This is a genomic window from Curtobacterium sp. NPDC087082, assembly GCF_044745045.1.
Lineage (GTDB): Bacteria > Actinomycetota > Actinomycetes > Actinomycetales > Microbacteriaceae > Curtobacterium.
Map to the genome: position 1 here is coordinate 205,793 of NZ_JBIUZN010000003.1, position 15,976 is coordinate 221,768.

Annotated in this window: 14 protein-coding genes; 2 read left to right on the forward strand and 12 right to left on the reverse strand. The window is 71.2% G+C overall.

The window, feature by feature from the left end; translation table 11 throughout:
* Window positions 1-43: 43 nt before the first annotated feature.
* The 12 genes from pth to ACIPEP_RS10040 form a co-directional block, all read right to left on the reverse strand.
* The gene (gene pth, locus ACIPEP_RS09985; protein WP_070416779.1) at window positions 44-628 is read right to left on the reverse strand and encodes an aminoacyl-tRNA hydrolase; all 585 of its coding nucleotides are present in this window, start codon (window positions 626-628) and stop codon (window positions 44-46) included.
* Window positions 629-658: 30 nt separating this feature from the next.
* A complete protein-coding gene (locus tag ACIPEP_RS09990; RefSeq protein ID WP_070416780.1) occupies window positions 659-1,291 on the reverse strand; it encodes a 50S ribosomal protein L25/general stress protein Ctc in 633 nt (210 codons plus the stop codon).
* Between the two features lie 278 nt (window positions 1,292-1,569).
* The gene (locus tag ACIPEP_RS09995; protein WP_402717157.1) at window positions 1,570-2,955 is read right to left on the reverse strand and encodes an RbtT/DalT/CsbX family MFS transporter; all 1,386 of its coding nucleotides are present in this window, start codon (window positions 2,953-2,955) and stop codon (window positions 1,570-1,572) included.
* A 323-nt stretch (window positions 2,956-3,278) separates the two neighbouring features.
* Window positions 3,279-4,262 (reverse strand): hypothetical protein, encoded by a 984-nt coding sequence (locus ACIPEP_RS10000; protein WP_402717158.1) that lies wholly within the window; start codon window positions 4,260-4,262, stop codon window positions 3,279-3,281.
* Window positions 4,263-4,279: 17 nt separating this feature from the next.
* Entirely contained in the window at window positions 4,280-5,632 is a 1,353-nt protein-coding gene (manD, locus tag ACIPEP_RS10005) for a D-mannonate dehydratase ManD (protein WP_229086823.1), read from the reverse strand.
* On the reverse strand, window positions 5,629-6,924 hold the full coding sequence (locus ACIPEP_RS10010) for a mannitol dehydrogenase family protein (protein ID WP_402717159.1): 1,296 nt from the start codon (window positions 6,922-6,924) through the stop codon (window positions 5,629-5,631). Before ACIPEP_RS10010 ends, manD begins: the two co-directional genes overlap by 4 nt.
* A complete protein-coding gene (locus ACIPEP_RS10015) occupies window positions 6,921-7,808 on the reverse strand; it encodes a sugar phosphate isomerase/epimerase family protein (RefSeq protein ID WP_402717160.1) in 888 nt (295 codons plus the stop codon). The genes ACIPEP_RS10010 and ACIPEP_RS10015 overlap by 4 nt, the downstream gene beginning before the upstream one ends.
* Window positions 7,805-9,001: a Gfo/Idh/MocA family protein gene (locus ACIPEP_RS10020; RefSeq protein ID WP_402717161.1), complete on the reverse strand. Its 1,197-nt coding sequence runs from the start codon at window positions 8,999-9,001 to the stop codon at window positions 7,805-7,807. Before ACIPEP_RS10020 ends, ACIPEP_RS10015 begins: the two co-directional genes overlap by 4 nt.
* The gene (locus ACIPEP_RS10025) at window positions 8,998-9,834 is read right to left on the reverse strand and encodes a sugar phosphate isomerase/epimerase (protein WP_092384318.1); all 837 of its coding nucleotides are present in this window, start codon (window positions 9,832-9,834) and stop codon (window positions 8,998-9,000) included. Before ACIPEP_RS10025 ends, ACIPEP_RS10020 begins: the two co-directional genes overlap by 4 nt.
* A 93-nt stretch (window positions 9,835-9,927) precedes the next feature.
* Entirely contained in the window at window positions 9,928-10,881 is a 954-nt protein-coding gene (locus ACIPEP_RS10030; protein ID WP_071303147.1) for a carbohydrate ABC transporter permease, read from the reverse strand.
* On the reverse strand, window positions 10,878-11,903 hold the full coding sequence (locus ACIPEP_RS10035) for a carbohydrate ABC transporter permease (protein WP_402717162.1): 1,026 nt from the start codon (window positions 11,901-11,903) through the stop codon (window positions 10,878-10,880). Before ACIPEP_RS10035 ends, ACIPEP_RS10030 begins: the two co-directional genes overlap by 4 nt.
* Window positions 11,903-13,261, reverse strand: coding sequence for an extracellular solute-binding protein (locus ACIPEP_RS10040; RefSeq protein WP_229086828.1), 1,359 nt, complete (start codon window positions 13,259-13,261; stop codon window positions 11,903-11,905). The genes ACIPEP_RS10035 and ACIPEP_RS10040 overlap by 1 nt, the downstream gene beginning before the upstream one ends.
* Window positions 13,262-13,448: 187 nt before the next feature.
* Here ACIPEP_RS10040 and ACIPEP_RS10045 point away from each other — a divergent pair, with 187 nt between their 5' ends.
* Window positions 13,449-14,486 (forward strand): LacI family DNA-binding transcriptional regulator, encoded by a 1,038-nt coding sequence (locus tag ACIPEP_RS10045; RefSeq protein ID WP_070416787.1) that lies wholly within the window; start codon window positions 13,449-13,451, stop codon window positions 14,484-14,486.
* Window positions 14,487-14,497: 11 nt separating this feature from the next.
* Window positions 14,498-15,937: a glucuronate isomerase gene (gene uxaC / locus ACIPEP_RS10050; RefSeq protein WP_402717163.1), complete on the forward strand. Its 1,440-nt coding sequence runs from the start codon at window positions 14,498-14,500 to the stop codon at window positions 15,935-15,937.
* The last annotated feature ends 39 nt before the right edge of the window (window positions 15,938-15,976 follow it).

Below are 15,976 nucleotides of genomic sequence, written 5' to 3' on the forward strand. Positions count from 1 at the left end.
CTGTGTGCGCGACCGGCGAACCCACGGCACCGGGCAGCGCCGCTCAGGACGGGGCGTGCACGCGCTGCTGTGCGGCGAGGAGCCCGAGGTCCGCGATCGCCTCGACCGCGTCCGCGCCGTCCGCCAGCAGGTTCGGCAGCGTCTTCTTCTCGGTCGGCGAGAAGTCACGCAGCACGTAGTCGGCCGGGTCCTGGCGCCCGGGGGGACGGCCGATGCCGATCCGCACGCGGGTGAACTCGTTGGTCCCCGTGGCCTTGATGATGTCGCGCAGGCCGTTGTGCCCGCCGTGCCCGCCACTGCCCTTCAGGCGGACGGTGTCGAACGGCAGGTCCAGCTCGTCGTGCACGACGACGAGGTCGGCCGGGGTGGCGCTGTAGAACCCGAGCACGCTCGAGACCGGGCCACCCGAGGTGTTCATGAACGACCCGGGCTTGGCGAGCACCAGGCGGGGTCCCCCGGGCACCAGGCGCCCCTCGGCGACCTGGTTCGGGGTCTTGTGCTTCTTGAACGTCGCGCCCATGCGGGCGGCGAGTTCGTCGAGGACCATCTGGCCGACGTTGTGACGGTTGCCCGCGTAGCCGGGCCCGGGGTTCCCGAGCCCGACCACGACGAGCGTCTTGCCTGTCATCAGCGTCGGCCAGATGTCCGCGAAGGGGTGTTACTCGCCGTCGACCGGGGCGGAGCCGCCCTCGGCACCGGCCTCGGCGCCCGCCTCGGCAGCGGCCTCGTCGGCGGCGTCGTCGTCGGCGGTGCCACGCGGGGTGACGATCGCGACGACGAGTGCCTCGGCGTCGGTCTCGAGCTCGGCGCCCTCGGGGAGCTGGAGCTGCGAGGCGTGGATCTGCGTGCCGTCCTCGAGGCCCTCGACGTCGACGACGACGTGCTCGGGGATGGAGGTGGCGAGCACCAGGAGCGAGACCGTGTTGAGGTCCTGCACGTGGATGGTGCCGGAGAAGGACTCGCCCTCGACGACGACGGGCACGTCGACCGTGACCTTCTCGCCGCGGCGCAGGACCACGAGGTCGATGTGCTCGATGATCTGGCGCACCGGGTCACGCTGGACGTCCTTGACGAGGGCGAGCTGGGCCGCACCCTCGATGTCGAGGTCGACGACCGCGTTGGCGGTGCGGACGAGCAGCATGGTCTCGTGGCCGGGCAGCGTGATGTGCTTCGGCTCGGTGCCGTGGCCGTAGACGACCGCGGGGATCTTGTCGGCGGCACGGAGCTTGCGAGCAGCGCCCTTGCCGAACTTGGTGCGGACTTCCGCTGCGAGCTTGGTGTAGTCGGCCATGGTGTCTCCTGGTCTCGGGGACGACACCGGGGTGCCGGCATCGTGGGGGTCTGTGGTGTTGCAACTCGAACGCGTGCACGCGTGAGGAACGTTCCCAAGCTGGGCCGGGTCTCCCACCGCGTCGATCACGGCCGCGCATGCGCGGCCCTCGCCGAAGTCAGTCACCGAGTCTAGCAGGACCGATCCGGGCGTGTCGCACCGTGCCCTGGACGTCGGTACAGGCGGCCTGGAGGCGCGGTGCGGGCCCGCACCGCGCCTCCAGGACGCAGGTGGTCGCGTCAGTGGCCCGCCGCTTCGGCGCCCTCCGGCACCTTGAGGAAGGACAGCACCACGAACGCGAGCACGTAGAGGCCGACGAACGTCCAGACGACGCCGCCGGGGCCGCCCCAGGGCAGCACGGCGCTGACGACGGCGTTGCCGAGGAACGTCGCACCACCCGCTGCGGTGGCGTACATGGCCATCGCGGCGCCACGGCGCTCCTCGCCGGCGAAGGCGGGGACGATCGCGCCCATCGGCGTGAACCCGGCGAGCATGATGCCGAAGACGGTGCCGGCGGCGGTCGCCAGCCAGAAGCCCCACTCGGAGCCGGCCGGCACGAGGTGCGGGACGTACCACCACGCGAGCAGGCCGATCGCCGAGGCGCCGATGCCGAACCACTTCACGGTGCGGATCCAGCCGATGCGGTCGCCGAGGGCGCCGAAGAACGCGTTGAACAGGATGTTGCCGGCGTAGACGATCACGGTCATCGTCAGCCACTTCGACTGGCCCCAACCGAGCTCCGTGCCGATGATCGCGGGCATGATCACGAACATGCCGAACTCCGGGGCGGTGTTCACGAGCCGGATGAGGACCGCGAGCAGGACCTTCGGGCGTTTGACGCAGACCTCGATGCCGCTCGCGATCACCCGGGCGGCGGAGTGCGAGCGCGGCGCGATCCGACCGAGGCCGGTGGGCTCGTGCACGCCGAACCGGACGATCGCCCAGCCGACCGCGACGAGGAGCAGCGACAGCGCCATCGACCAGGTCTCCCCGGTGTGGCCGCCGCCGAACGCGGGGATGGTGCCGATCGCGATGAGCGAGCCGAGCGTCGGCAGGCCGCCGGTGAACACGACGTAGAACCAGCCGACGGCGGTCGCGTTCCGCTCGCGGGCGACCGTGTGGTTCACCCAGCAGAGGAACGAGAACGCGAACAGCGGGAAGCCGAGGCCCCGCAGGAAGTACGTCAGCGCGATGAGGCCGACCGACGCGGTGGGCAGTGCCGCGAGGAACGCGACCTGGAACACGACCCAGAGCACGGCGCCGATGGTCATCACCCGGCGCGGGCCCCAGAGCTCCGACAGCACGCCGGCGAAGTACGACGCGACGAGGACCGCGACGCCGTAGAGGCCGATCACCATCGCGGCGCTGTCGACCCCGCCGGAGCCGAGCGCCGCCGCGATGTGCGGGGAGATGAAGTTCGACTCGATGCCGTCGCCGGTCATGAAGACCAGGACGCCGAGGAAGCCCCAGCGCAGCGGGTGCGGGATGCCGAGGCGGGCGAGGAGTCCCTCGCGGGCGGCGGCGGCTGGTGGTGTGGGCGGTGGGGCGGCGGTGCCGGACTCGGGAGCGGTGACGCCGTTCGGCGGCGTGAGGGTGGTGGTGCGGGCGGTGCGGGGTTCCGACATGTGTCGTCTCTCCTGGAGGGGCCCCGGAGTGCTCGACCCGGCATCGCGGCATGTCTCCGGGGTGCGCCGCGCGCCGTGCAGCACCTCGCCCGCGCAGTGGCTGCGGGTGGGGTGCTGCGTCGGCGATGATGCGAGTCCTGTACCCGGGCCGCCTGGTGCTGTCGTCGGGGCGGACCCGGCGGACCATCGCCGGCCCGAAGCATGGTGCCCGAGATTAGACCGCTCCAACGCAGTCCGTCAAGAACGACAACTGTTGGGTAACGATGTGGGCTCCGGGGCCGCTCGCGGAGTAGCGGTCAGTCCACGTCGGACGGCGCCGCCGGTCAGCGGCCGACCTCGCGTCGGTGGTGCTGGGCGGCCGCGAGGAGCTCGCGGGCTCGGTCGCTCGTGGTCTCGGCGTCGTCGCGGGCGTGTTCGAGTCGCGTGACCTCGGCGGTGGCCGCGGCGAGCTGGCGTTCGAGGTCGGCCCGGCGGGCCTCGGCGGTCGCGAGGGCGTCCTCGGCCGCGTCGAGTGCGGCGTCGGCGTCGCGGGACTCCGTCCGTGCGGCCGTCTCGGCCTGGCGCGCTGCGCGGCGTTCGGTGGCCGGGTCGGTCTCGCGTGAGGAGTCCGGGGCAGGCTCCGGCTCGCGGTCCGGCGTACGGTCCGGCTCGCTGTCCGGCTTGCGTTCGGGCTTGTGGTCCGGCTTGCGTTCGGGCTCGTGGTCCGGCTTGCGGTCGGGCTTCCCGGAGGCGCGGGTCGTCCCCGCCGCGCGTCTCCCCTCCGTGATGGGGATCGGCGCCGCGCCGCTCCCCGACCACGCATCGGGCACCGCATCCGGATCGGCGAGCGCCCCGTCGAGGTCCACGTCGTCGAACCCGGCGCTCTCGAGCGCGCGGACGAGGAGCCCGGAGCGCACCGCGGCACCGGCGTGCGGGTCCGCCATCGCGGCCTCGATCGTCGCCCGCACCTGGTCGAGCACGGCCGGCGTCACCGGGTGCCCGGCATCGGACGCGAGGTCGGCACCGGCCTGCGTGAGCGCGTCGACCACGCCCGCGCGCTGACGCCGGAGCTTCCGGATGACGGCCGGGTCCGCGTCCGCCTGTGCCTGCCGGATGGCGGGTCCGAGGTCGACGGCCTCGTCCAGTGCGCCCTCGTGCGCCAGCAGGTCGATGACCCACGCGGCGGGCGCGGGCTTCCGGAGGCCGCCGATCGCCGTCGCGAGCGCACGGTCGTCCTTCCGGACCGCCCGCTGACGCGCCGTCCGCTCGGCGACGAAGTCCGCGGGCGCGACGAGGAGCAGTTCCCTCGCCACGTCCGCGAACCCCATGCGGCCCAGCTTGCCCGCTACCAGTCGTGGACGGTGCCGTCGGCGAGGCGGTTGAAGGGCAGGTACGCCTGCTCGTAGGGGTACTTGCCGGCTTCGTCGACGTCGAGCGAGACCCCGAGGCCCGGCTCGTCGCCGGGGTGCAGGTACCCGTCGGTGAAGGTGAAGGTCTGCCGGAACACCTGGTTCGTCTTCGGGCCGTGCTGCATGTACTCCTGGATGCCGAAGTTGTGGATCGCCAGCCCGAGGTGCATCTGCGCCGCGAGGCCCACCGGCGAGATGTCGGTCGGCCCGTGGAACCCGGACTTGATCTGGTACATCGCGGCGTAGTCCATCGTCTTCTTCAGCGGGGAGATGCCGCCCATGTGGGTCACGGCGCCGCGGACGTAGTCGATGAGCTGGTCGCGGATGATGTCCTTGAAGTCCCAGATCGTGTTGAAGACCTCGCCGATCGCGAGCGGCGTCGTGGTGTGCTGCCGGACGAGCTTCAGGGCCTCTTGGTTCTCGGCCGGGGTGCAGTCCTCGAGCCAGAACAGGTCGTACGGCTCGAGCGACTTGCCGAGCTTCGCCGCCTGCAGCGGGGTCATCCGGTGGTGGCCGTCGTGCAGCAGGGGCAGTTCGGGGCCGAACTCGTTCCGGACGGCCTCGAACACGGTGGGCACATGGCGCAGGTACGCCCGGGTGTCCCAGTCCTCCATCGCGGGGAACGCACCGCGCTGCGCGGGCTCGAAGTCGTAGCGGACGCCCTCGTTCCCCGTCGTCGTCTTGTTCGACGCGATGCCGTAGATCGACTCGAGGCCGGGGACGCCCGTCTGCACGCGGATCGAGCGGTAGCCCTCGGACTGGTGCTCACGGATGGAGTCGAACAGCTCCGGCAGCTCCTTGCCCGAGGCGTGGCCGTACGCCATCAGCCCGGTCCGGGAGGCGCCGCCGAGCAGCTGGTACACGGGCATCCCCGCGACCTTGCCCTTGATGTCCCAGAGCGCCATGTCCACCGCGGCGATCGCGGCCATGGTGACCGGACCCCGCCGCCAGTACGAGGAGCGGTAGAGGAACTGCCAGGCGTCCTCGATCCGGCTCGCGTCGCGGCCGACCAGCAGCGGCACGACGTGCTCGGACAGGTAGGTGGCGACGGCGAGCTCACGACCGTTCAGGGTGGCGTCGCCCAGACCGGTGACGCCGTCGGCGGTGGTGAGCTTCAGCGTCACGAAGTTGCGGTTCGGGCTCGTGACGATGACCTCGGCGCGGTCGATCAGTTGCCCACGGTCGGCCGACGCCCACGTGTCCGGACGTCCGGCGGTGGGGTCGGTCGCCGCGCCGGCGTCGGTCGCACCCGGCACCGGGGCCGCGGGGTTCGTCGTGGTGTCGGTCATGCGTGGACTCCTTCGTCGGTTCTCGTGCGCTCCGCGGTGTCCCGCGCGGCACGGATGCGGTCGGCCGCGGCGGTGATCGCCGCGACGACGGGGGTGGTGTCGAGGTCGGGGGCGATGACGCGCAGCACGTCGTGCACGTCGTGCACGTCCGAGTCTGCCCCGGGGGCTCCGTCGTCGCTCACCAGGTCGGGCTGCTCGGTCAGGTGCAGCCACCACGCCGCGATGGCGGTCGCGGCACCGGGACCGATGCCCGCGGACGGGTCGCGGTCCAGTCGGTGCCGGAGCACGTCGACCACGCGGACGGGGAGCTTCTCGGAGCCGCCGGCGGCGATCTGCCGGAGGGTGTGCCGGATCCGGGGGTTCGCGAACCGGTCGACCAGGGCGTCGCGCGCCGCGGCGACCTCAGCTTCGGGCAGTGGGAGTTCGAGCGCCGCTTCGTCCCAGAGCTGCTCGACGGCCGCGCGGCAGACGGGGTCGCCCATCGCGGACGCGACCGTGTCGTGGCCGAGCTGCAGGCCGAGGTAGGCCAGCAGTGAGTGGGACCCGTTCAGGAGCCAGAGCTTGCGCTGCTCGTACGGGGTGACGTCGTCGACGATGCGGACGCCGGCGGTCTCCCACGCCGGACGGTCGATCCCCGCGAAGCCGTCCTCGAGCACCCACTCCGCGAAGGGTTCGGTGACCACGGGCACCCGGTCTCCGTCGAGCGCACCGGGGAGCTCCGCCAGCGCCGCCACGTCGTCGTCGGTCGTGGCCGGGGTGATCCGGTCGACCATCGACGAGGGGAACGAGACGTTCGTGTCGACCCAGTCCTGCAGCGCCGGGTCGGACACGGCGGACGTCACCGCGTCACGGAGCACGTCACCGTTGTGGGTCAGGTTGTCGAGGCTGACGAGCGCGATGCGCCCCGACCCCGCGGCGCGGCGGGCCTCGAGCCCCTCGACCAGGCGGGCCGGGACGTCGGAACCGGACCGGTAGCCCTGCTCGGTGACCGTCAGCGTGACGACGGTGGTCGCCGGGGACGCGACCATGTGCCTCCAGGTCGAGGAGTCGCTGCCCGGGTGGGCGGCCACGATCGTGTCGACCACCTCGGCGTCGTCGCCCGAGGCGGCCCGGGTGACGAGCGTGTACCGGCACCCCTGGGCGTCCAGCGCGTCGGCCGTGTCCGGCGAGCGTCCGGTGAAGGCGGTGATGCCCCACGGCTCGCCGTCGGCGTGCGCCGTGTACCAGGCGAGGTGGGCGCGCGCGAACGCACCCACCCCGAGGTGCACGATGCCGGGTCGGCGATCGGTCATGCCGACACCGGTACGAGGGACCGCAGGTACGCCAGGTTGTCGGCGGTGCGGGCCTCGAGCGGGAGATCGGTGGAGAAGTCCTCGATCGTGACCCAGCCGTCGTAGCCGACCTGGCGGAGCGCGTCGAGGTACTCGGAGACGGACGCCTGGCCGGTGCGCAGCGGTGCCCACTCGTTCTGCCAGATCGTGCTGCCGTCGGCCCGGGTGTCGCCGGTGTCGACCCAGCGGGCGTTCTTCACGTGCGCGTGGGCGAGGTACGGGCCGAGGAGCTCGAACGCGGCGAGGTGGTCCTCGTACCCCTCGATCACGAGGTTGCCGAGGTCGTGGATGACGCCGACGTGCTCCGGGTCGAGGCCGTCGACGAGCCGGAGCGCCGCCGACGCCGAGGGCGTGATCGTCATGTGGTGCAGCTCGACGAGCGCCTTCACGCCCAGCTCCGTCGCACGGGAGACGGCCCACTCGAGGTCCGCCCGGGTGCGGTCGAAGATCTGCGTGTAGGTCTCGCCGGTGCGCTCCTTCTCCTGCCGGTACATCGGCATCGAGACGCGGACCTGGTGAGCGCCGAGCTCGCTCGTGACGCGGAGCATGGTGTCGACGCCGTCACGGTTCGAGGCCTGCTGGTACCCGCCGATGCCGGAGTACTCCAGCCCGGCGGCGTCGGTGGTGCGGGCGATCTCGCCGACCTGGTCCTCGATGCCGGTGAACTGCCACGTGGAGTTGTTGCCGGCCCAGAACGAGCGCCCGGCGGGCACCGCCTCGCCGGAGGCCGGACGGTCGTCGACGATGCGCCACTCGATGCCGTCCCAGCCCTGCTCGGCGAGCGTCTGCGCGGCCTGTGACGGGGTCCAGTCGGGGGTGGAGGCGGTGAACACGGAGAACTTCATCGGGTGGCTCCTTCTGCTGCGTGTGCGCCGACGACGGGGACGACGTCGTCGTACGCGCCCTCGATCACGTCGTCGATCCGGACGGGCTTGCCGAGCGTCGCGCTGACGTAGAGGCCGCGGACGGTGGCGAGGGACACGAGGGCCGCGTCGACCGTGACGCCGGGTTCGCGGCCGTCGCGGATCGCCTCGACGATGTCGGTGTACTGCCGGGCGTGACCGGCGGCGAAGTGGTCGGGTTCCGCCGGACCGCCGACGACGTGCTCCGGTGGGACGACCTCGTCCTTCTGGTCGACCGCACCGGCGACCGCCGTGGCGTTCGCGGTGGTGGATGCGGACTCGAGCGTCGCAGTGTCGGGGGCGATGTGGAAGTACGCCAGGCGGTCGTCGTCGACGATCGCGGACCCGTGCGTGCCGTACACGGCGTACCGGGCGGAGAGGCCCGGGTACGCGGCGGTCGTGCAGTGGATGACGCCGAGCGCTCCCCCGGCGAACCGGACGGTGGCGACCGCGGTGTCCTCGACCTCGATCCGGTCATGCGCGAGCAGGCCGGTCTGCGCCGAGATCTCGACCGGACGTCCGAGCGCCCAGACGAGCAGGTCGACGGTGTGCACGCCCTGGTTCATCACCGCGCCGCCGCCGTCGAGCGCCCAGGTGCCGCGCCAGTCGCCGGAGTCGTAGTAGCCCTGCGAGCGGTACCAGGCGACGCTCGCGAGGCCGGAGGTCACGGTGCCGAACCCGCCGTCGTGGGCGGCTGCTGCGACGGCGGCGGAGGCCGGGTCGAAGCGGTGCTGGCTGATGACGCTCGTCACAAGTCCGCGCGCTCGTGCGGAGGCGGCGAGGGCGGCGATCTGCCGTGCGCGGGGCATCGTGGTGTCGAGGGGCTTCTCGATGACGACGTGCTTGCCGGCGGCGAGGGCGGCCTCGGCCAGCTGGACGTGCATGCCGGACGGCGAGCAGATCGCGACGACGTCGATGTCGGTCTGCGCGATCGCTTCCTCGATGGTGGACGTCGTGATGGGGCGGGTGACGCCCATCGCCTCGATCTCGTCGGCGGCGCTCGTGGCCGCTGCGGGGATCGCGTCGACGAGGGCGACGACCTGCAGGTCCGGGTGGTGGACGGCGACCTTGGCGTGGTGGCGTCCGATGACGCCGGCGCCGACGACGGCGAGCTTGAGCGGGGTGGGTTCGGTCATCGCAGGGTGACTCCGATCTGGTCGGTGAGCTTCCGGAGGGCACGACCGGCGCGGCCGAACGCCGCGGGGCCGGAGAACCCGCCGAGGTGGGTGAAGTCGCTGAGGTGCGGCTCGAGCGAGGCGTAGCCGGAGTACCCGGCGTCGCGCAGCGCGGTGAGGGTCTGCAGCAGTTCGCCGTCGCCCTCACCCGCGGGGACCACCGACGAGTCGGCGGCGAGGGCGTCCTTGACCTGCAGGTAGTCGACGTACGGCGCGAGCTGTGCCCACCCGTCGGTGAACGGCTTGACGCCGCACTGCACGTAGTTCGCGTTGTCCCAGGCGAGTCGGAGCGCGGGCGAGCCGACGCTCTCGACGATGTCGAGCACGCGCGAGGGGACGTCGCCGTAGATGTCCTTCTCGTTCTCGTGCAGCAGCGTGACGCCCTCGCGCTCGGCGAGGTCGGCCAGGGCGCGCATCCGGACGAGAACGTCGTCGCGGACGTCCTCGGGCTGCCGGCCCTCGAAGTAGAACGAGAAGATCCGGATGTTCGTGGTACCGAGGGCGTGCGCGGCGGCGATCGCGCGGCCGAGTCGTCCGACCTCGTGCTCGACGGGCTCGTCGACCGACACCTTGCCGATCGGCGAGGCGATGGCGGACACGGTCTGCCCGCGTTCCTCGAACAGGCGGTGCAGGCCGGCGAGCTGGTCCTCGTCGAGGTCGACGACGTTCACCCCCCACGCGCTGCGGACCTCGATGGCGCTGGCGCCGAGCGCCTGCAGCACCGCGACCTGGATCGCCGGATCGGCGTCGATCTCGTCGCCGAAACCGGAGAGTTCCCAACTGGGCTGGGTCATTGCATTCCCTTCATGCGACCAGCCTGGAGGCGCGGGGCGGGCTGGCACCGCGCCTCCAGGCAGTCTGTGGACAAGTCGGCAGACTGCACAGCGCTACTTGACGGAGCCGGCGGTGAGACCGCCGACCAGGTAGCGCTGGAAGATCAGGTAGAGCGCCACGACCGGGACCGCACAGACGATCGAGGCGGCCATCATCTGGCCGTAGATCGGGACGGCGCCGCCCTCCTGCGTGGTGCCGAGGACCTGCAGGACGACCGCCACCGTGCGGGTGTTGGGGGTCGTCATGATCGTCGAGAACAGGACGTCGTTCCAGCCGAGCAGGAAGGCGAAGATCGCCGACACGACGATGCCGGGCCACGAGAGCGGCAGGACGATCTTCGTGAGGATCTTGGTGCTGGACGCGCCGTCGATGCGGGCGGCCTCCTCGAGTTCCTTCGGCAGGCCGCGCAGGTACGTGACCATCACCCACGTCGAGAACGGCAGGGCGAACGTCAGGTAGGTGACGAACAGGCCCCAGCGGGTGCCGATGATCTGCACGCCGGTGGCGCTCGCGATGTTCGAGAACACTACGAACACGGGCAGGAGCAGGAGCGTGCCGGGGATCGACTGCAGCGCGAGCAGGCCGCGGAGGAACGTCAGGCGTCCGAGGAAGCGGAACCGGACCAGCACGTACGCGGTGGAGACGGCGAGCGCCGCACTCGCGACGGCGACGGCACCGGCGGTGAGCATCGAGTTCACGAGCCCCTCGCCGAGTGCGACCGTCGACCAGATGTCCACGTAGTTCGCGAGCGTGAACTCCGAGGGGAAGTACTCGCCCCGGGCCACCGCGACGTCGGAGTTGACCGACCCGAACAGGATGTAGAGCACGGGGACGGCGATGAACGCGATGATCACCGCGATCACGAGGATGAGCAGCCAGCGCGGCAGGAGCCGGGTGACGTCGGTGTCGTACGGGCGCTTGTGCCGACGGCCACGGTCGCCGGCGGTGATGCTCTCGGTCAGCGTCGCCGTGGGTCGGGTCCGCGTGGAGGTGGTGAAGGCGCTCATGCTCGGGCTCCGTCGATGTCGGCGGCCGGGGTCGCTGCCGCGAGGGTGCGCCGGTCGGCACGACGCTGCTTGCGGTTGGGGCCCGCGTCGTCACCGGTGTCGAGCTTCACGGCCCGCAGGTAGACGAACAACGGGATCGCGACGATCACGAGCGAGCAGATCGCCATCGCCGCGGACAGGCCGAAGCGGAACGACTGGAAGCTCGCGATGTACGTGAGGACGGGCATGACCTCGACGCTCGACGGCAGCGGGATGCCGAACAGCACGAACGGGAGGGTGAAGTTGTTGATGTTGTGCAGGATCGCGATGATCACCGCGAGGCTCAGGGGTCCGCGCAGGTACGGGAAGATGATGTAGCGGAGCTTCGCCCACCAGGTCACCCCGTCGAGTGCGGCGGCCTCGTGCACCTCGTTGTCGACCGCCTGCAGTCCGGCGAGGGAGAGCAGGTAGACGAAGGGCCAGCTCGTCCAGATCATCACGCCGGCGAGCGCCCAGTACGACGCGGAGCCGTTCAGCCAGAGCACGTCGGTGTGCAGGATCGAGTTCACGACGCCCTGCGGCTGGAGCATCGTCCGGAAGAACGTGCCGACGACGAAGGCGGGGAGCACGTACGGGATGAGGTAGATCGACCGGACGAGTCCGCGACCGGGGAACCTGTTCTGCGTCGAGATCGCCGCGGCGACGCCGATCGGGACGGTGACCGCAGTGACGAGCACCGAGATGGACACCGAGATCCAGATCGAGTGGAGCAGGGGCGAGTCCGTGAACGCCTCGGCGAAGTTCGCGAACCCGACGAACGGGGCGCTGAACCACTGGCGGAGCGTGTACTGGTCGAGGTCGAGCATCGCGATGTAGAAGCCCACGAGGAGCGGCACCACGATGACGGCGAGCATGAGGACGCCGCCGGGGAGGAGCATCCAGAGGGGACGCTCCCGCTTGTAGAGCGGGGTCGTGCCGTGGGGACGGACCTCGCGGTCACGCGACTCGGTCGCGCGCGGCGCGGGGGTCTGGACCTGCGTCATCACAGGCCTCCGTTCTTCTGCCGGTCGAGCGTGGACTGGGCGTCCTTCTGGGCGTCCTGCAGACGCTTCCGGAGCTGGTCGTCGGTGACCTCACCGCTCTTGAGCGACGGGATGGACTGCACGACGACGTCCACGAGGGAGAGTTGGATGTCCGACCAGGCACCGGTGAAGGCGGTCGGCTTCGAGAGCTTGCCGGCGTCGATGATCGGCTTGAGCTGGGGGTTCGCCGCCGCGAGTTCGGCCGCGGCGTCGGAGTTCGTCGGCAGGTTGCCGAAGAGCTTGTAGTACTCGAGCTGCGCCTTCGGCGTGCTGAGCTGCTTGATGAAGTCGAACGACAGGTCCTGCTTCTTGCCGTAGTCGGCCACGACCCAGTTGTCGCCGGAGAGGATGCTCGCCGCCTCGATGCCGCCGGACGGACGCGACGTCGCTCCCGGGGGCACCGTCGGCAGGAGAGCGAACTCGTACTTGCCGTCCACGGGGGTGTTCTTGAACGAGTTGATCGCGGTGGTGGTCGTCATCGGGAAGAACGCCGCCTTGCCCTCGGTGAACTGCGCGAGGGCCTGGGCGTTGTTCCACCCGATCGCGGCCTTGTCGACGACGCCGTCCTTGGTGACCCAGTCGAAGTAGGTGCGGTAGGCGTTCTCGACGGCCTTCGAGTCGATCTCCGCCTTGCCGTCCTTCGAGACGATCGTGTTGCCGGCGTTCTGCGCCATGCCCCAGACGAACTTCCACGGGTCGAAGCCGTCGGCGTAGGCGATCGCCAGGCCGTGCCGGCCACCCGTGGTGGTGGCCTTGGCGTCCTCGGTCAGCTGGTCCCAGGTCGTGGGCATCTCCGTGATGCCCGCGTCGGCGAGCAGGTCCTTGTTCACCGCCATCACGAACGGTCGGCTGGCGAACGGGATGCCGATCTGCTTCGAGGTGCTCGGTCCGGAGATCCCGAAGGACGCGGGGTCGAACTGGTCCTTGCCCCCGACGGCCTTCCACTCCTTCGAGCCCATCTCGACGAAGGCGCCGGTGGCGTACGCGGTCGGCGTGAACGTGCTGCCGATCGCGTACACGTCCGGACCCTGCCCCGAGATGACGCTGGTCTGGATGGCGGTGAGCTCCTCCTGGGCGGACGAGTACGTCTCCCACTGGACGTTCGCACCGGTGGTGCGCTTGAACTCAGCGGCGACGTCCTGCTGCCACTGCTTGCGTTCCTTGGGGTAGGTGGTGTCCGCGCCCATCATGACGCGGAGGGTGTTCGGGTCGTCGCCGCTGCCGTTCACCACGGCGCATCCCTGGAGGGACAGCGCGGCGAGGGCGACCACGGCCGCGGCACCGATCACGGTGCGGGCATGAAGTCTTCGCGTGTTCACGGGGGTTTCCTCCTCGAGACCTCCTCCGGGCGGCACTGCCCGGTCGATCCACTGTCCCGCGGTTGGCAACATGCGGCAATCGGTTGCCACTTGTTGCCAGACCGGTTTACGTTCGCTGCACCGGCGCACCGAGGCACCGGCAGACCGCACCGGCGCACCGACGCGCAGGCCGGACGACGGAGGAACCGTGACCGACACCGACACCGCCCGGCGGGTGACCATCCGCGACATCGCCGACGCCACCGGTGTGGCGCCGTCCACGGTGTCCCGGGCGCTCTCCCTGCCCGACCGTGTGAACCAGGCGACGCAACAGCGCATCCAGCAGGCCGCCCGGGAACTCGGCTACGTCCCGAACTCGCAGGCCCGGGCGCTCACGTCCGGCCGGACCCGCGCGGTCGCCGTGCTCGTGTCCGACATCACGAACCCCTTCTACTTCGACGTCATCCGCGGGACGCAGCACCAGCTCGCCGGTGCCGGGTGGACGCAGCTCCTCGTCGACACTGAGGAGTCCGCCGACGCGGAGATGGCCGCCCTCAGCGCGATCGCCGGGAAGGCCGACGGGGCCGTGCTCACCGCGTCGCGACTGTCCGACGCGCAGATCGCCCGGTTCGCCGAACGCACCCCGCTCGTCGTGGTGAACCGCCGGCCCGCCGGGGTCCCCTCCGTGCTCATCGACACCCCCGGCGGGGTCGAGCAGGCCGTGCAGCACCTGGTGTCCCTCGGCCACCGGGACATCCTCTACGTCGCCGGCCCGGACAGCTCGTGGTCGAACGAACGCCGGTGGAAGGCCCTCGTCCGCGTCGCCAAGCGCCTCGGCGTGCGGGTCGGCCGCGTCGGGCCGCACGCGCCGTTCGTCGATTCCGGAGCAGCGGCCGCCGACGCCGCCGTGCACGCCGGTGCCACCGCCTGCATCGCGTTCAACGACCTCATCGCGATCGGCATGCTCGCCCGACTCCGGGAGCGGGGCGTCCGCGTCCCCGAGGACATGAGCATCGTCGGCTGCGACGACATCTTCGGCGCGGACTTCTGCAACCCCCCGCTCACCACGATGACCTCGCCGATCGAGCGGGCCGGCCGGGTCGCGATCCGGATGCTCCTCGGACGGCTCGGCGCGATCCCCGCCGACGAACTGCCCGGCGAGCACATGAGCGGCGCGGTCGCGCTGCCGACCCACCTCACCGTCCGCGAGTCCACCGGTCCCGCACCCGTCCCCCACGCGTCATGAAGGAGTCGACGATGACCCAGACCACCACCGCCACACCGCTCGCCCCGCACCCGGACCGGCTCTTCGCAGCCGACCCGGGAGCGCGAGCGGTCGCCCGCACGGTCTACGACGCCGTCAAGGACGCGCCGATCATCTCCCCCCACGGGCACGTCGACGCCGCCCTCATCGCGGACGACCAACCGTTCGAGGACCCCGCGTCGCTGCTCATCACGCCGGACCACTACGTCCTGCGGCTCCTGCACGCGAACGGTGTCGGACTGGAGGCGCTGGGTCGCGTCGACCTGTCGGGAACCGGCACCGTGCCTCCAGGACGATCCATCTGGCGGAACCTGGCCGAGCACTGGGACGACTTCCTCGGCACCCCCGTCCGCTACTGGTTCGAGACGGAGCTGCACGACGTCTTCGGACTGACGGAGCAGCCGTCGGCCGCGAACGCGGACGCCCAGTACGACCACATCGCCGGGCTCCTCACCACGCCCGCGTTCCGTCCGCGCGCCCTGTTCGACGCCTTCGGCATCGAGGTCCTCGCGACCACGGACTCGCCCACCGCCGACCTCGCCGCGCACGCGCGGCTCGCCGCCGACCCCACCTTCACCGGCCGGGTGCTCCCCACGTTCCGCGCGGACGCCGTGTTCGACCCGTCGGGGTCGGACTGGAGGCACGTGGTCGCGTCGATCGGTGAGGCCGCCGGCATCGACACGGGAACCCACGACGGGCTGTTGGCGGCTCTGCGCGCACGTCGCCAGTACTTCGTCCAGCACGGTGCCACCGCCACGGACACCGGGGTCCTCGACGCCGGGTCCACGCCGCTGTCGGCCTCGGAGCGCTCGCGGATCCACGCGGCAGCGATGCAGGGTCCGTCCGCTGTGACCGCGTCGGAGGCCGTCGCGTACCGGCACGACATGCTCTACCGGTGGGCCGAGATGAGCGTCGAGGACGGCCTCGTCATGCAGCTCCACCCCGGTGTGCTGCGGAACCACCACGCCCCCACGCTCGAGCGCTTCGGGCCGGACACCGGGCACGACCTGCCCGCGGTCGGGTCCTTCACCGAACCGCTGCGGCCGCTGCTCGAGTCGTTCGGGACCGCGCCGGGGTTCCACCTCGTGCTCTTCACCGTCGACGAGACCGTGTTCTCCCGCGAGATCGGCCCGCTCGCCGGCTTCTACCCCGCCGTGTACGCCGGCGCTCCCTGGTGGTTCATCGACACGCCCGCGGCGATCGGCCGGTACCGGGCGGCCATCACCGACTCGGCGTCGTTCACGAAGACCTCGGGGTTCATCGACGACACCCGGGCGTACTGCTCGATCCCGGCGCGGCACGACATGGCTCGCCGAGCGGACGCGGCCTACCTGGCGTCGCTCGTGGTCACGCACGAGCTGTCCGAGGAGGACGCGGTACGGACGGCGCGTCGGATCGTGTCGGACATCCCGAGGGCGACGTTCAAGCTCTGAGGCGGCGGCTCCGGGCCGCTGTGTGCGAGGTTCCGCGCT

What these genes read in the sequence shown, in the direction of transcription:
- pth (WP_070416779.1), bottom strand. Translation starts at nt 628, where the DNA reads ATGACAGGCAAGACGCTCGTCGTGGTCGGGCTCGGGAACCCCGGGCCC.
- ACIPEP_RS09990 (WP_070416780.1), bottom strand. Translation starts at nt 1,291, where the DNA reads ATGGCCGACTACACCAAGCTCGCAGCGGAAGTCCGCACCAAGTTCGGC.
- ACIPEP_RS09995 (WP_402717157.1), bottom strand. Translation starts at nt 2,955, where the DNA reads ATGTCGGAACCCCGCACCGCCCGCACCACCACCCTCACGCCGCCGAAC.
- ACIPEP_RS10000 (WP_402717158.1), bottom strand. Translation starts at nt 4,262, where the DNA reads ATGGGGTTCGCGGACGTGGCGAGGGAACTGCTCCTCGTCGCGCCCGCG.
- manD (WP_229086823.1), bottom strand. Translation starts at nt 5,632, where the DNA reads ATGACCGACACCACGACGAACCCCGCGGCCCCGGTGCCGGGTGCGACC.
- ACIPEP_RS10010 (WP_402717159.1), bottom strand. Translation starts at nt 6,924, where the DNA reads ATGACCGATCGCCGACCCGGCATCGTGCACCTCGGGGTGGGTGCGTTC.
- ACIPEP_RS10015 (WP_402717160.1), bottom strand. Translation starts at nt 7,808, where the DNA reads ATGAAGTTCTCCGTGTTCACCGCCTCCACCCCCGACTGGACCCCGTCA.
- ACIPEP_RS10020 (WP_402717161.1), bottom strand. Translation starts at nt 9,001, where the DNA reads ATGACCGAACCCACCCCGCTCAAGCTCGCCGTCGTCGGCGCCGGCGTC.
- ACIPEP_RS10025 (WP_092384318.1), bottom strand. Translation starts at nt 9,834, where the DNA reads ATGACCCAGCCCAGTTGGGAACTCTCCGGTTTCGGCGACGAGATCGAC.
- ACIPEP_RS10030 (WP_071303147.1), bottom strand. Translation starts at nt 10,881, where the DNA reads ATGAGCGCCTTCACCACCTCCACGCGGACCCGACCCACGGCGACGCTG.
- ACIPEP_RS10035 (WP_402717162.1), bottom strand. Translation starts at nt 11,903, where the DNA reads ATGACGCAGGTCCAGACCCCCGCGCCGCGCGCGACCGAGTCGCGTGAC.
- uxaC (WP_402717163.1), top strand. Translation starts at nt 14,498, where the DNA reads ATGACCCAGACCACCACCGCCACACCGCTCGCCCCGCACCCGGACCGG.